General features: G+C 65.1%; 15 protein-coding genes. 12 read left to right on the plus strand and 3 right to left on the minus strand.

Annotated elements, in window-relative coordinates:
* Positions 1 to 259 precede the first annotated feature (259 nt).
* From K8I61_02435 to K8I61_02465, 7 genes are all read left to right on the plus strand, one after another.
* The gene (locus tag K8I61_02435) at positions 260 to 547 is read left to right on the plus strand and encodes a hypothetical protein (GenBank protein ID MBZ0270867.1); all 288 of its coding nucleotides are present in this window, start codon (positions 260 to 262) and stop codon (positions 545 to 547) included.
* Between the two features lie 147 nt (positions 548 to 694).
* Positions 695 to 2,092: an oxygen-independent coproporphyrinogen III oxidase gene (hemN, locus tag K8I61_02440; GenBank protein MBZ0270868.1), complete on the plus strand. Its 1,398-nt coding sequence runs from the start codon at positions 695 to 697 to the stop codon at positions 2,090 to 2,092.
* On the plus strand, positions 2,089 to 2,400 hold the full coding sequence (locus K8I61_02445) for a ferrochelatase (protein MBZ0270869.1): 312 nt from the start codon (positions 2,089 to 2,091) through the stop codon (positions 2,398 to 2,400). The genes hemN and K8I61_02445 overlap by 4 nt, the downstream gene beginning before the upstream one ends.
* On the plus strand, positions 2,397 to 3,041 hold the full coding sequence (gene hemH, locus K8I61_02450) for a ferrochelatase (GenBank protein MBZ0270870.1): 645 nt from the start codon (positions 2,397 to 2,399) through the stop codon (positions 3,039 to 3,041). The genes K8I61_02445 and hemH overlap by 4 nt, the downstream gene beginning before the upstream one ends.
* Positions 3,042 to 3,199: 158 nt before the next feature.
* Positions 3,200 to 4,567, plus strand: a complete 1,368-nt coding sequence (gene hemG, locus K8I61_02455) for a protoporphyrinogen oxidase (protein ID MBZ0270871.1) — start codon at positions 3,200 to 3,202, stop codon at positions 4,565 to 4,567.
* A 230-nt stretch (positions 4,568 to 4,797) separates the two neighbouring features.
* Positions 4,798 to 5,406 carry an iron-sulfur cluster assembly scaffold protein gene (locus K8I61_02460; GenBank protein ID MBZ0270872.1) on the plus strand — a complete coding sequence of 203 codons (609 nt, stop codon included), beginning with the start codon at positions 4,798 to 4,800 and terminating at the stop codon, positions 5,404 to 5,406.
* Complete coding sequence (locus tag K8I61_02465; GenBank protein ID MBZ0270873.1) at positions 5,403 to 5,741, plus strand: sulfur reduction protein DsrE; 339 nt, start codon at positions 5,403 to 5,405, stop codon at positions 5,739 to 5,741. The genes K8I61_02460 and K8I61_02465 overlap by 4 nt, the downstream gene beginning before the upstream one ends.
* A 222-nt stretch (positions 5,742 to 5,963) precedes the next feature.
* On the opposite strand, the gene serS is transcribed toward K8I61_02465, so the two are convergent.
* From serS to K8I61_02480, 3 genes are all read right to left on the minus strand, one after another.
* On the minus strand, positions 5,964 to 7,238 hold the full coding sequence (gene serS / locus K8I61_02470) for a serine--tRNA ligase (protein ID MBZ0270874.1): 1,275 nt from the start codon (positions 7,236 to 7,238) through the stop codon (positions 5,964 to 5,966).
* 77 nt (positions 7,239 to 7,315) lie between these two features.
* Entirely contained in the window at positions 7,316 to 8,131 is an 816-nt protein-coding gene (proC, locus tag K8I61_02475) for a pyrroline-5-carboxylate reductase (protein MBZ0270875.1), read from the minus strand.
* Between the two features lie 240 nt (positions 8,132 to 8,371).
* The gene (locus tag K8I61_02480; protein MBZ0270876.1) at positions 8,372 to 8,938 is read right to left on the minus strand and encodes a hypothetical protein; all 567 of its coding nucleotides are present in this window, start codon (positions 8,936 to 8,938) and stop codon (positions 8,372 to 8,374) included.
* 614 nt (positions 8,939 to 9,552) lie between these two features.
* On the opposite strand from K8I61_02480, the gene dnaA reads away from it, so the two are divergent.
* The 5 genes from dnaA to K8I61_02505 form a co-directional block, all read left to right on the plus strand.
* The gene (dnaA, locus tag K8I61_02485; GenBank protein MBZ0270877.1) at positions 9,553 to 10,926 is read left to right on the plus strand and encodes a chromosomal replication initiator protein DnaA; all 1,374 of its coding nucleotides are present in this window, start codon (positions 9,553 to 9,555) and stop codon (positions 10,924 to 10,926) included.
* Positions 10,927 to 10,972: 46 nt separating this feature from the next.
* The gene (gene dnaB / locus K8I61_02490) at positions 10,973 to 12,397 is read left to right on the plus strand and encodes a replicative DNA helicase (GenBank protein MBZ0270878.1); all 1,425 of its coding nucleotides are present in this window, start codon (positions 10,973 to 10,975) and stop codon (positions 12,395 to 12,397) included.
* A 353-nt stretch (positions 12,398 to 12,750) separates the two neighbouring features.
* Positions 12,751 to 13,047, plus strand: coding sequence for a hypothetical protein (locus tag K8I61_02495; protein MBZ0270879.1), 297 nt, complete (start codon positions 12,751 to 12,753; stop codon positions 13,045 to 13,047).
* Between the two features lie 149 nt (positions 13,048 to 13,196).
* The gene (ccrA, locus tag K8I61_02500; GenBank protein ID MBZ0270880.1) at positions 13,197 to 14,942 is read left to right on the plus strand and encodes a crotonyl-CoA carboxylase/reductase; all 1,746 of its coding nucleotides are present in this window, start codon (positions 13,197 to 13,199) and stop codon (positions 14,940 to 14,942) included.
* A 232-nt stretch (positions 14,943 to 15,174) separates the two neighbouring features.
* A partial coding sequence (locus K8I61_02505) for a hypothetical protein (GenBank protein MBZ0270881.1) occupies positions 15,175 to 15,416 on the plus strand: 242 nt, incomplete at its 3' end.

Genomic DNA, 15,416 nt, shown 5'->3' on the forward strand with positions numbered 1-15,416 from the left:
GGTGGGGGGAAGTGGCCAAAGTGCCGGGGCGGACTCGACCGCGCACTCCGGCCGCCCCGCTCGAAGCGGGACGGCCTCCGTTTGCGGCCCTGACACCGCGACCAGCGCGCGCGGCTCCGACGACGCAGGGGAGAGGGGGCAAAGTGCCGGGGCGGACTCGACCGCGCACTCCCGCCGCCCCGCTCGGAGCGGGGCAGCGTCCGTTTGCGGCCCTGACATCGCCGTCCCGCGAATTCTTTACGTCAACGGCGCGGGGAATGTGATCGAGAGCATGGCGGCGTCGGGCGCGGATGTGTTATCCGTGGACGCGAGAATTTCGCTGACGGAAGTGCGCCGGCGCGCGGGCAAGGACACGCGCGTTCAGGGAAACCTGGACACGCTTGTGCTCTGGTCCGGGCCGGAAAAGATCCGCGCGGCCGTGCGCGAACTGGTGCGTGAGACGGAAGGCCACGGGCACATCGTCAACCTCGGCCACGGCGTATTGCCCGGCACGCCGGTGGAGGGCGTGGGGGCGTTTGTGAAGGCCGTTCAGGAATTGGGAGAATGAATTTTTACCGCAAAGGCGCAAAGGGAAACGCGAAGGGCGCAAAGGGAATTTGTTATCGCGGCGTTTCGCGCCGCGATAACAAATTCCTTCTTCGCGCTCTTTGCGATTTCTTGGCGTCTTCGCGGTAAAAAATTAAGGACACGCACGATGAACACAAATATCGCAACCAACGGCGAGGCGCTCGTCAGCCCGCGCGAGGTGCCGCGCGCGATCTGGGAAAAGTACGCGACGCGCGGACCGCGCTACACGAGCTATCCCACCGCGCCGATTTTCACCGAGTCGTTCGATCGCGAGCAGGCGCACCGGCGCTGGGAGACGTGCGCGGACGAGATCTCGCTGTACACGCACATCCCGTATTGCAAGCGGCTTTGCCTTTACTGCGGCTGCCACATGTCCGTCGCGCACGACCGCGCGATCGCGACGCCGTACGTCGACCGCCTGCTCGCCGAGGCGAAGCTCGCCGCGAGCGCCATCGGTTCGCGCAAGCGCGTGCGCCAGATGGCGATGGGCGGCGGCACGCCGAACTTCCTTCTGCCCGCGGACATGGCGCGCCTGCACGCGGGGCTGCGCGAGGTGTTCGATTTCCCGGCCGACGGCGAGCGCAGCATCGAGATCGACTCGCGCACGTTCGACCTCGACTACATCGACGTGCTGCTCGACGCGGGCATGAACCGCGTGAGCCTTGGCGTGCAGGACCTGGACCCGGAGGTGATCGACCGCCTGCGCAAGGGGCAGGACCGCGACCACGTCGCGCGCATCGTGGAGGCGTTTCGCGCCAGGGGCCTTTCCGCGATCAACTTCGACCTGATGTACGGCCTGCCGGGTCAGACCGAGGAGACGTTCGGGCACACGATCGACGATGTGATCGCGATGCGCCCGACGCGCATCGCCCTGTTCGGATACGCGCACGTGCCGTGGCTCAAGAAGCACCAGCAGGTGCTGGAGCGCTACGGCGTGCCGGAGGAAGCCGAGCGGCTCGCGGTGTTCGGCACGGCGTACGAGAAGCTGACGGGCGCGGGGTATCGGCCGATCGGCATGGACCACTTCGCCGAGCCGGACGACGAGCTGTCCGTGGCGCAGAGTGCGGGAACGCTGAACCGCAACTTCATGGGCTACACGACGTATCGCGGGCTCGACCTGATCGCGCTTGGCGAATCGGCGATCAGCGACGTGGCGGCGACGTACATCCAGAACGACAAGGAGCGCAAGGGCTGGGAGGCGTCGATCGACGCGGGCCGGCTCGCGTGGACCAAGGGCCTCATCCTTTCGGACGACGACGTGGCGCGGCGCGACCTGATCATCGAGCTTTTCGCGAACCTCAATCTGGACGTGCCCGCGTACGAGAAGCGGCACGGGCTCGTCTTCGGCGAGGCGTACGCCGGCGAGCTGGCGCGCCTTGCGGATTTTGAATCCGACGGGCTCGTCACGCTGTCCGGTGAGCAAATTCACGTCACGCCGCTTGGTCGCGTGGCCATCCGCAATATATGTATGGTATTCGATCGTTACCTCGATCCCACAAGGCAACGCTACTCGAAGACCGTATGAGCGCCGAAGAACAAGACGCCATTCCGCCGCAGGCCGATCCCGACACGGCCGTCGTGCTTTTGAACATGGGCGCGGCGACGACCGCCGAGTCGATCGAGCCTTTCCTCTACGAGCTTTTCGCCGATCCCTACATCATCCAGCTTCCGCTCGGCTTCCTTTATCAGAAGCCGCTCGCGCGACTCATCGCGAAGCGCCGCGCGCCGAAGATGGCGCCGCACTACGCGCGGATCGGCGGCAGCCCGCTTTTGCCGCAGACGCTCGCGCAGGCCGACCTCGCGCTCGAGCGCCGCGCGCGCCGGAGGTCGTGAAGGAGCTGGCCGCGCGCGGAATCCGGCGGGTGGTGGCGCTACCGCTGTATCCGCAGTTTTCGCAGACGACGAGCGCGACGTCGCTTGACGAATTGCGCGAGTTCAACGAGCGCGCGGGCCTGGATACGCTGGCGGTGCCGAGCTACCCGATGCTGCCGGAGATGATCGACGCGATGATGCGCCGGTGGGAAGAAGCGATCGCGGACATGGCCGCGTGGCCGCGTCCGATCCACGTGCTTTTGACGGCGCATGGCGTGCCGGAGCTGTACGTGCGTCGCGGCGATCCGTACATCACGGAAGTGGAACGCACCGCGCGCGCGATCACGGAGCGATTGCCGAAGGATCTGCCGCTGAACGTGGCGTATCAAAGCCGGCTCGGACCCGTGAGTTGGGTGAAACCGTATCTCGACCACGAGGCCGCGCGGCTCGCGAGCGAGGGCATCCGCACGCTCGTCATGTTCCCGATCACGTTCGTCTCCGAGCACATCGAGACGCTGTACGAGCTCGATATCCAGGTCGCGGATATCGCGAAGGCGGCGGGCGTGGAGAAGGTCGTGCGCGTGGCGACCGTGCAGGATCACCCGCGCTTCATCGAGGGCCTCGCGCGCCTGACGCGCGCCGCGCTCGACGGCGCGCCGTGAAAAAGGCTGGAAGACGGAAAGGCTGGAAAGCCATCGCGGATCGCGTTCACCACAGAGGGCACGGAGGACACAGAGGCAAGAATGTTCATGTCCACCGTGTCCATATCGTCCATTATGTCCATGCCCAATCGGTCCGGATTATCCAACCATAGGTTTCCATGCCCGACGAAGTTTTTGACGTCGCGATAGCCGGCGGCGGGCCGGCGGGCCTGGCGGCCGCGTGGCGCCTGCGCGCACGGAAGATCGTCGTGCTGGAGGCGGCCGCGCATTCCGGCGGCAACGCGCGCGGCGAGCGCGTCGACGGCTATCTGATCGAGCGCGGGCCGCACACCTTCATGGGAAGCGCGGAGCACATGTTCGCGCTTGCCGAGGAGGTGGGCATCGCCAATGAGCTCGCCGAGGCCGCACCCGAGGCGAAGGCGCGGTACATCTATCGCGATGGCGCGTTCCACGCGCTGCCGGCCTCGCCCGTCTCCGCGATGACGACGCCGCTGCTCTCGTTGCGCGGCAAGCTGCGCGTCGCGGCCGAGCCGTTTATCCCCGGCCGCTCGAAGCCCGACGAAACCGTGGCGGATTTTTTCGCGCGGCGCCTCGGCGCGGAGGCCGCGGAGTATCTTGCCGGCACGTTCATCTCCGGCATCTACGCGGGCGATCCGACGCGCCTTGGCATCCGCGCGGCGTTTCCGCTTTTCCACCAGTTCGAGCGCGAAGGCGGCAGCCTCATTCGCGGCGCGATGAAATACATGCGCGCGAAAAAGAAATCGGGCGTCGCGACCCGCAAGGGGCTTTGGGGATTCGCGGCGGGGCTTGGCCGGCCGTTCGAGGCGATCGCCGACACGCTGCCCGACGGCGCCGTGCGCACCGGCGCGGCGGTGAAAGTGGTGCGCCGCGAAAACGACCTCTTCGTGCTCGAGGGCGATGGATTTTCCGTGCGCGCGCGCGCGGCGATCGTCGCGGCGCCGCCGCCGCAGGCAAGCGCGATGATCCGCGCGCTCGACGCCGAGGCCGCGAACCTTCTCGCCGAGATCCCTCTGCCGCCGGTCGCCGTCGTGCATCTGGGCGGCAAGAAGACGCCGCAAACGATTGAGGGTTTCGGCGGGCTCGTGCCGCGCCGCTATGGCATCCGCACGCTCGGCGTCGTGTTCGCGTCGTGTCTGTATCCCGGCCGCGCGCCCGAGGGCCGTTTCCTGCACACGCAATACCTCGGCGGCGCGCTCGACACGGGCATCCTCGATCTGACCGACGACGATCTCATCGCGCTCGCCAAGGCGGATCACGAAAAACTGCTCGGCAGGGCGGACATCGATTTCGCGCGCGTCGTGCGTCACCCGGTGGCGATCCCGCAGCTTGCGCCCGATCACCCGGAGCGCATCGCCGAATTGCAGCGCCTGGCGAGCGCGCATCCGGGGCTCGCGTTCGCGGGGAACTACATCAGCGGCGTCGCCGTGAACCACGCGGTGGGTTCGGGCTTCGACGCGGCGGCGCGGCTGGAGCATTTCTTCGCAAGCGCGGCGACGCGCGCGTAATCGCATTCGGCGATACACCGAGAGCACCGAGGAAACTCAGGGAACACCGAGGGACGACGCACACCGAACCACAAAAAGGCTCTGTGCCCTCCGTGTCTTCTCCGTGCGCTCGGTGTACCGCCGGATTGCGATTCCCTTCGACGTTCCGCATTCGCCATTCCCGATTCGCGTTGTGATATGCGCCGCATTGACACGAGCGATGCAGCGCCGATCATGGACGCGGGGGAGATATGCTTCAGGACAAAGGCTGCGTTCTTCCGAAAAGCGCCAAACGCAGCGTCCACCATTATTACCTGAAGGGCTTAAGCCGGCCGCGTGTCGCGGGCTTGCCCGTCGCGGGCGAGTCCGTGCCCGGGCGCGACGGCCTGTCCGCGCGCTTTTCCCTGCGCGTGCGCGAACTCGGGGAGGATGCGCGCGCGGGTCCGGACGACGATAACGCGCGGAACTCCGCCGGAGCCGCGATCGTCGCCGAGCGCGCCGAGGCGTCATCGGCCGCGTCACGCGAAGACGCGAGCGATGATGCGCACGCCGGTTCATCCGACGAAAAAATAGGTGACTGTCCCCATTTTGTGATCGACGAGGTCGATTACACGGCGTCGACGTGCGTCGTGCTTCTGGCCGTGTGCGAGCGGCTGGCCGAGCGAGCGCGCGGCGGCACGATGGCGTCCGCGTCGGCCATTTCGCCCGCGGACCTCATTGCCGATTTCGCCGACATTCCATCCGCCAAATTCGATCGCGCCATCCTCGCCGTCGCGGCGTTGCGCAGCGCGCTCATAAAGGCCCGCGAGCACGCGGGCGATGTTTCATCCCCATCACATTCCGAAGGAGTTTCCGTATGAAGGTTGCGTACGTCTTCACCACGCAGGGTCACACCGTCTCGTACAAGCTCGGCAAGATGATCCTGCCGCAGCTCGAGGAAGGCCGCCACGGCGTGGATGTCGTGGGCATGTTCTTTTTCGAGGACAACACCTACGTGCTGCGCAAGGGCGACCCGATCGGCGAGCGCCTGGCGAAGGTCGCCAGGGACAAGGGCATGCTGCTGATGGGCTGCGACCAGTGCGCGTTCGAGCGGCAGATCGCCGACGACCTGGTCGAGGGCGCGACGATCGGCTGCTTCCCCGATCTCTACGGCGCACTTGGCGGCAACCCGCCGGATCTGGTCATCTCTCTGTAGGATCGAGGATTGAGGATTGAGAGGAACGCGCCGTCCGGTCGGGCGGCGCGTTTACTATTGACGCGTTGCCGTCAGCAACCGTCGGCCAGATCCTTCGCTTCGCTCAGGATGACAAACCGTCGCTCAGGACAACAAATCGTTCTTGCGACAACCTGCCACGTCTTGGCGAAACGCGAAAACGCAGTCCTCGATCCTCGATCCTCGATCCTCCATCCTCGATCCTCATTCCTCAATCCTCTCCATGCCATCCATAAACGGACGCAGCGCCGGTGGGATCGTCACGGTCCCGTCGGCGTTCTGGTAGTTCTCCAGAATCGCGACGAACGTGCGCCCGACGGCAAGACCCGAGCCGTTCAGCGTGTGTGCAAGCTGCGAGCTTTTCTCCGTCTTGTCGCGGAAGCGAATCCCCGCGCGCCGCGCCTGAAAATCACCGAAGTTCGAGCACGAGCTGATCTCGCGGTACGTGTTCTGACTCGGCAGCCACACTTCCAGGTCATAACAGCGCCGCGCGGCAAATCCGAGGTCCGCCGTGCATAGCTCCATCACGCGATACGGCAACTCCAGCCTCTGCAACACCTTTTCGGCGTGCGCCGTCAGCTCTTCGTGCGCGGTCTTTGAATCCTCCGGTCGCGTGATCTGCACAAGCTCCACCTTGTCGAACTGATGCACGCGGATCATGCCGCGCGTGTCCTTGCCGTGGCTCCCGGCTTCGGCGCGAAAGCACGGCGTATACGCGACGTACTTTTTCGGCAGCTCGTCGGCGGAGATCGTCTCGTCGCGGTGGATATTTGTCACCGGCACCTCCGCCGTGGGGATGAGCCACAGGTCGCGCCCCTCGATGCGGAACAGGTCCTCCGAAAACTTTGGAAGCTGACCCGTGCCGGTCATCGCCTCCGTGTTCACCATGAAAGGCGGCAGCACTTCCACGTATCCATGTTCGCGCGTGTGCATGTCGAGCATGAACGCGGTCAGCGCGCGGGAGAGCCGCGCGCCTGTGCCCATCTGCAACACGAAACGCGCGCCGGACATCTTCGCGGCGCGCTCCATATCGAGGATTCCGAGCGCCTCGCCGATGGCGACGTGATCGCGAACCTCGAATTCAAATCTTCGCGGCTCGCCCCAATCGCGACGCCGCACATTGTCGGCCTCGCTCATGCCGCGCGGGGTCTCGTCGTCCGGCAGATTCGGAAGAGTGAAAAGCAGCGCGTCGTATTGTTCTTCGATCTCACGCAGGCGAGGCTCGGCTTCCTTCACGCGCGTGGAGATACCGCCCATCTCGGCGATGATCGCCGACGCGTCGCCCTTTTCGCGCTTGATGCGCGCGATCTCTTCGCTTGCGGCCTTTTGCTTATGGCGCAACCCCTCGATCTCGGCGAGAAGCGCGCGGCGTTCGGCGTCAAGAGCTTCGAGCGAGGCGGTATCGAGGTCCGTCTTGCGCGCGGCGAGCATCGCGCGCACGGCATCCATGTTTTCGCGGACGAATTTTCTATCGAGCATGTGATGTCCCGTTCACCCGTCAACGGTTCAAAATCAGGATTCAAAGCGCGCGTTCAAAATCGCGCGCGAAATGTCGATCAGATCTTGCCGAGTTCGATGCTGCGGCGCGTCGCGGCCTCCACCGCATCCATCACCGTGGAGCGGAAGATGCCTTTTTCGAGCGCACGCAGGCCGGCGAACGTCGTGCCGCCCGGCGTGGCGACGAGATCCTTCAATTCACCCGCGTGTTTACCCGTATCCAGAAACATCTTCGCCGCGCCCTGCACGGTTTGCCCGGCGAGCATGTTGGCCACCTTTCGCGGCAGGCCAAGTTGCACGCCCGCGTCCGAGAGCGCCTCGATCATCATGAACACGAACGCCGGCCCCGAACCGGAAAGCCCGGTGACGACGTCCATCAGCGCCTCGTGGCTCACCGTCACCACCTTGCCCACCGCCTCGAAGATGCTGCGCGTCAGCGCCAATTCGCGTTCGCCCGCGTGTTTGCCCGCGAAAATCGCGCTCGCGCCCTCGAGCACGCTCGCGGGCGCGTTTGGCATGACGCGCACGACGGGAATCTTGGCCGCGAAGCCCGCCTCGATGCGTTCGGTGTGGATGCCGGCAAGGATCGACACGACAAGCTGCGTCGGCTTGATGATGTCCCGAAGCGTTTCGATCGCCTCGGCGAGACCCTGCGGTTTCACGGCGAGTACGACGATGTCGGCGTCTTGCGCGAGCGTCGGATCGTCCGAAACCCGGCAACGGTATCGCTCGGCGATGAGCTGCCGCCGCTCGGCGTGAATCTCCACGGCGGTGACGCGGTCGGGTGTGACGAATTCGCCCGCGATGAGCCCGCGGATCAGAATCTCGCCCATGTTCCCCGCGCCGATCAGGACGATGGATTTGTCGGTCAGCATGACGTCTCCCTTCGTGCGAGGGGGAGGTTAATCGGTAATCGAGGAGACTGGAAGGCTGGAAGGCTGAAAGGCTGGGAGGTCATCGCGATCGCACGGATCCGTTGCGCACCTTGACACAGGAACCCCCGCGCGATTGACCGGTCCATGATGTCCATGGCGTCCATCATGTCCATTGATACACAGGAGCGGGCGCACGCCATTGCGAAGGCTACGGCGCGTCACACGGGCCGTTTTTTTCGATCAATCCCGCCTTTTCGTCCGCCCCAGGTCGTCAAGCGGGTTGGGCTTCGATTCGCGCTTGCTCGAGAGTTCGGCCGTGAGCTTGGCGAAAAGATCGGCGCGATCGACGCCCGCGGGCGGGGTGTCGAGCGGGTTGGAAGTTGGGCCGTCCAGCGGATTGGCGCGCGACGCGGCGCGCCCGGAAAGGCGCGAACGCACATCATCAAAGAGCTTCGCGCGGCTCTCGTCGACATAGTCCCGGCCAAAGCGCCTGCCGATATCGCCGTGCTGCTCGTCGAGCCGCGTGCGGCGCGAGGTTTCCGCCTCGGCGAAACTCGGCTCGTCGTCCGGATCGGGAATGCTGGTGACGAGCGTCGGATCCTCGAGAGCGAAGCGGTCGTCGAACGCTGACGGGATCATAACGAGCACGCCGTGGTCGACCAGGCGGTGCAAAAGGAAGTGCGTGCGTTCGACGGATATCGAAAGCTCGCGCGACAGTTCGGTTGCCGTCGGCGCGCGACCGTCGCGCCGCTCGAACTCATCGACGACCGCGACGGCTTGCTCGGCCAGTTCGTGAAACATCGACATGGCAATTCCCCCGCGAGACATCGTGCGACCTGACGCGAAGGGCTGTCAAGGCGGGTTCGCAAACCGATCCGACGAACGCCCGATAATGTCCCTCGCCTCGCGGCGCACAACTCCCGAATTTTTCGTTCGAATCGCAATAAAATCCTGCGCGCGAAAAAAATCCATTCCGGATCGCTTTATCCGTATTTCCGCGCGCGGAAAAATATTTTTTCTCGTTATTTGGCCACACGAAATCGAGCGATCAAAAGTGAAAAAACCGTGTCGTGACGAAGGCTTGGGCGTGACGCGCCGCGCCCGCTCCGCCGGCGTAGCCGCGCGATTTTCCCGCGGGGGTCAAAAAGGCGCTTGCAATGCGAAAATCGCTGTGTATACTGCGACCTCGTTCCCGACGTGATGTTTCTTAAGCGATGTTTTTCCTGGCGGCTTCTTATAGCCGCGGCGTGTGGATATTTTTGCCCTTTGGGCATCGGCAAAGCGTCTTAACTACTCGAAAAATCAGCACTTTTCGCAAAGCCTGCGGCTGTGGACAAGCTGGGGGCAAATGGCCGATCCTCGTTCGCGTGAACGGCGTAAACTGAGTTATTTTACGTTGTGATAATATGCAGGAGCCGTCAATGAAATCCGACTGGACAAGGGTCAAACAGCTTCTCTCCGAGCGCATCGATCCCAACGACTTCCAGACCTGGATCGAGCCGATCGTTGTGGATAACGAGAACCCCGAGGAAATCCGCCTGCGCGCTCCCAACAAGTTCGTGCAGGAGTGGTTCAACGAGCACTACGCCACCTTCGCGCGCGACCTCCTGTACGAAACGACCGCGCGCACGCCGCGGCTGACGGTCGGCGTCGCGCAAGCCGGACCGTTCCAGGGGCGCCTGGCGATGGAGTTGCCCGCGATCCCGCGTCTCCAGGCCGTTGCGCCCGCCAAAAGAAAGGCCGAGCGCGCGCGCGCCGCCGCCCAGGCGGTCGGCCTGAACGAGCGCTACGACTTCAAACGCTTTGTCGTCGGCTCGGGCAACCAGTTCGCGTTCAACGCGGCGATGGCCGTGGCGAACGACCCGGGGCGCAAATACAACCCGCTTTTCTTTTACGGCGACACGGGGCTTGGCAAGACGCACCTGCTCCACGCGGTCGGCCATCACATGATCGAGCAGCGCGGCGCGACGCCGCGCGTCGTGGCGATGACGTGCGAGCGCTTCACGAATGAACTGATCCAGTCGTTGCGCGCGCGCACGATCGCATCGTTCCGCAAGAAATTCCGCCAGGTGGACGTCCTGCTCGTGGACGATGTGCAGTTCCTAGCGGGCAAGGAGCGCACGCAAGAGGAGTTCTTCCACACCTTCAACGAGCTGCACGGCAACGGGGCGCAGATCGTGGTCACGTGCGACCGGCCTCCGCACGAGATCGACAAGCTGGAAGACCGCCTCCGTTCGCGCTTCGGCTGGGGGCTCATCGCCGACATCCAGATGCCCGACCTGGAAACGCGCGTCGCCATCTTGCGCAGCCGCGAAAAGGAGCAGCAGGTCGTCCTGCCGCAGGAAACGGCCTATTTCCTCGCGGAAAATTTCTCGCGCTCGGTCCGCGAGCTCGAGGGCGCGTTCGTGCGCCTGTCGGCCTACGCTTCGCTGCACGACGTCGAGATCACGACCGACCTGGCCCGCGAGGTGCTGAAAAAATTCATCGATCAGCCGGCGGCGCAACTCACGGTCGAGCAGATCCAGAAGGCGGTGTGCGATCAGTACGGCGTTCGCATGGCCGATCTTCTCGGCGCCCGCCGCCAGCGCGCCATCGCCCTGCCCCGCCAGATCGCAAGCTATCTCACCCGCGAAATGACCGAGCTGAGTTACCCGGAGATCGGTTACGCCTTCGGCGGCCGCGACCACACGACGATCATGCACGCGCACCGGAAGATCGGCGATCTGCGCTCGCGCGATCCGCGCATCGAGCAGGCGGTTGTGGCGCTCGAACGCCGTTTGCGCGGCGGAGCCTGATTCCGCGACGCGGCAGGTTCCCGGCCCGCCGCGCGGCCATCCAACGATGACGGACGACACGCTTTCTGAAATCGGCCCGCCGTTTTCCGACGAGGCCGAACTTTCGGTCCTGGGCGCGATCATGCTGCGCCCGGACACGATCGACCAGATCCGCGATCGGCTTCTCCCCGAGCACTTCTACCGCGACGCGCATCGTCACGTGTACGCCACGATGTGCGCCCTGCACGACGAGCGCACGGCGATCGATCCCGTCATGTTGCACGAATCGCTGACGCGGCAAGGTCTTCTCGAGTCGATCGGAGGCACGCCGTTCATCGCGCGGCTGGCCGACGTGACGCCGACGAGCGCGAACATCGCGCACTACGCCCGCATCGTCGTGGACAAGGCGTTGCTGCGCCGGCTCATCAACGAGTCGCGAACGACGCTCGCCAAGGCGCACGCGGCCGCCGAGCCGGCGCCGAAGATCATCGACGACGCGCTTTCGCGCATCCTCGGGGTTTCCTTCGAGCAGGACAAAGGCAGCGTGCTCGAGATCCGCGAGGTCATGAAGGACGTGCTCGCGGAAATGAAGGCGCTCGCCAAGAGCGGCAAGACGATGTCCGGCATTCCGTCGGGATTCTACGGGCTCGACGAGATGACCAACGGCTTTCAGCGCGGCGATCTCATCATCCTGGCCGCGCGGCCGTCGATGGGGAAAACCGCGCTGGCGCTCAACATCGCCCGGCACGCCGCGTCGAACGCGGGCGGCGACGCGCATACGATTTTCTTTTCGATGGAGATGCCGCGCCAGTCGATCGGCATGCGCCTTGTCTGCACCGACGCGGGACTTCCGCTGGCGAGCTTTCGCGCCCCCAAGCTCGTCGAGGAAAACTTCTCGCAGCTCGCGCGCGCGGCGGCCGAGCTATACGATCTGCCGCTTTTCGTCGACGACTCCGCCGCGCTTTCCGTGCTCGACATCCGCACCCGCGCCCGCCGCCTCAAGGCGCAGCGGGGGCGGCTTGATCTCATCATCCTGGACTACGTGCAGCTCGTGCGTCCGGGCGAATCGCTCAAGGTGCGCGAACAGGAGATCGCCCGCATCAGCCGCGAGCTCAAGCAGATCGCCAAGGAGCTCGACGTGCCGGTCGTCGCGCTCGCGCAGCTCAACCGCATGTTGGAGTCGCGCGGAAACAAGCGGCCGATGCTCTCGGATCTGCGCGAATCCGGCGCGCTCGAGCAGGACGCCGACCTCATCCTGTTTCTCTACCGCGCGTGGGTTTACAAGCAGCGCGCCGAGGGCATGTCCGACGAGCGCCGCGCGCGCGACGACATGCCGGAGGAGGACATGCGCGCCGGGCCCAACGACGCCGAGCTCATCGTCGGCAAACACCGCAACGGCCCGACCGGCACGGTAAGCCTGCGTTTCGCACCGGAGTTCGCGCGCTTTGAAAATCCGGCGCATGCGTATCAGGAGGAGTACGACGAGTATTAGGGTCAAGCCCCTTCCCGTTCCCGTTCCCTTTCCGGAAATCATGTCCGTCGCGAGCGCGTTGCCGACCGCGCACTCCGCTTCGCTCCGTTTGCGGCCCCGACAGCGCGATGCCCGCGACCGCATTGCCCTTCGCCAACGCGTTGCCGACCGCGCACTCCGCTTCGCTCCGTTTGCGGCCCCGACAGCGCGATGCCCGCGACCGCATTGCCCTTCGCCAACGCGTTGCCGACCGCGCACTCCGCTTCGCTCCGTTTGCGGCCCTGACAACGCCACGCCCGCGACCGCGTTGCACGCCCCGCGCGGCGCGGCTAAGATCGCCCGATTCGACAATCCGATCACGCAAGGAGCGGTCTATGTCCGCGGATTACGCCATCGTCGGCAAGCGCATGGATCGGGCGCGCCAGCGCCTGGAATCGGTCGTCGTCCGGCGCCACGAAGGCGGCCGGTTCGGCATCCCCACGAAGTTGACGCGCGGCGAGCTCGTGACGCTATTCGACCGCGGCCATGACTTCCAGACCGGCGTGGACATGGGCGACAAGGTCAAGTGGGGAGAGCCGGTCTACAAGGTCATCATCCCGCCGGACCACTACATCAGCACGAATCCAACGGAATCCGTCCGCGACAAGCTCGACAGCGTCCCCAACACCTGACCGCGAGCCGACCGTGCCGCGACCTCGCCGAAGCGCGCGCGAAGACGAATCGTCGCGTTGCAATTCGAAAAACCGGCGGCTAAATTGACGCACTGGGTCATGAACGGCCCGCGACGCTTCCAAAATTTTTTTGTCCAAAGGGTGAACGGATGGCGAACGAGCTTTACGACATCGGGGAGATGCCGCCCATCGGAACGGTGCCCCGGCAGATGCATGCGTGGGTGATTCGCCCGGAGCGTTTCGGCGAGCCGACCGAGAGCTTCCGCAAGGAAGTGATCGACGTGCCCGAGATCGCCGATGACGAGGCGCTCGTGTACGTCATGGCCGCGGGCGTCAACTACAACAACGTCTGGGCCGCGCTGGGCGTGCCGGTCAACGTCATCGCCGCGCGCAACAAGGCGGGCGAGCCCGAGCCGTTTCACATCGGCGGCTCCGACGCGTCCGGCATCGTTTACAAGGTGGGCAAGGACGTCAAGAACCTGAAGGTCGGCGACGAGGTCGTCGTCCACTGCGGCACGTGGTCGCGCGATGATGCGTGGGTGAAAGACGGCAACGACCCGATGTATTCGGACAGCTTCCGCATCTGGGGTTACGAAACGAACTGGGGCAGCTTCGCGCAGTTCACCAAGGTGCAGGCGCATCAGTGCGTTCCCAAGCCCAAGCACCTCAGTTGGGATCAGTCCGCGGCGTACATGCTTGTCGCGGCAACGGCCTACCGCATGCTTCACTATTGGGACGAAAACGCCGTCAAGGAAAACGATGTCGTTCTCGTCTGGGGCGGCGCGGGCGGCCTTGGATCCATGGCCATCCAGATCATCCGCGCGGCGGGCGCCATTCCCGTCGCGGTCGTCTCGAGCGCGGACAAGTTCGATTACTGCAAGGAGCTTGGCGCCGCGGGCGTCATCAACCGCAAGGATTTCGACCACTGGGGCATGTTGCCGCACTGGAAGGATTCCGCGGGTTACAAGGAATGGCTTATCGGCGTGCGCAAGTTCGGCAAGGCGATCTGGGACGCGCTCGGCGAAAAGCGCAACCCGAACCTCGTCTTCGAACACCCCGGCGAGGCGACGATCCCTACCTCGATCTTCGTGTGCGAAACCGGCGGCATGGTCGTCATTTGCGCGGGCACGACCGGCTATAACGCCACCGTCGATCTGCGTTATTTGTGGATGCGCCAGAAGCGCCTGCAGGGAAGCCATTTCGCCAACGACGATCAGGCGATTGCCGTCAACCGCCTCGTCGAACAGGGGCTGGTCGATCCGTGCCTGTCGCGGACCTTCACCTGGGACGAATTGCCCGATTGCCACCAACTCATGTACGAGAACAAACATCCGCACGGAAACATGGCGATTCTCGTCGGCGCGTCGAAGTCGGGAGCCGGCGCGACCGGGGAGCCGCCCGCCGGGAGGAATGACATCATGCGTACCGTCCCCGAACCCATCGTCGAATTGAACGGATCCGATTCCGTCGGGCTTCCCAAGTCCGACACCACCACCGTCGGTGACGTGTTCCATCCGAGGCTGCCGTCGGTCAGCGTCCACGACTCGCTCGACTCCGTCGCGCACCTCATGGCCGACGCCAACGTCCACGCCGCGGTGGTGCTCAACGCGGACAAAACGCTCGCGGGCGTCATCGGCCAGACCGATCTCGTGCTCGCCCGCCAGCAGGGCGCGCCCGAGGATGTCGCGCGGATGCCCGCGAGCCGCATCATGACGACCGACGTCGTCACGGTCACCAGGGATACCCCGTTGCAGCGCGCCATCACCATGATGTCCGCGCGCAAGATCCACCGGTTGGTTGTCGTCGAACACCGCGACGGGCACGAACTCCCGGTCGGCATCATCGCCATGACCGACGTCATCCGGTACATGTTCGGGATTCCGCCGCGCGACTGACCACGCCGTCGACAGGGCTCCTCGTCCAGGCGGCGCCGGTGAACGCACCGGCGCCGTTTTGCTCACCCCCGTTTCCGTTCGTGCCCGCGCCCAATGGCGAGATGGACCCGATGGATATCATGGACGAGACGGACATGATGAACCGTTCGACGCCATCGGCGGGCAACGCCGATGGACGAGGCCGAGCATCCGCCTGGGAGCGCCGAACGTCTGTTCGGCCTGGCGCCCGCCGATGACCGCCGCTCCCTGCGCTTGCTGCGAATCCGCCGCCGCGCGCGAGCGCGTTGCGATCGCCGGAATCGCATTCGAAAAGTGCGCTTCCTGCGGCTTGCTCGAACGACCGGCGGATGACGCCAAACCGCCCGCCGCCTGGCCTGGGTGCGATTCGGCCGAGGGCGCCTTTCGCCTGCTCGAGCTGATCGGCGGACCGGGCCGCGTCGCGTTGGCCGGGCGCGCCGACTCCCGCCTGCTGGC

This window comes from bacterium (assembly GCA_019912885.1).
Lineage (GTDB): Bacteria > Lernaellota > Lernaellaia > JACKCT01 > JACKCT01 > JAIOHV01.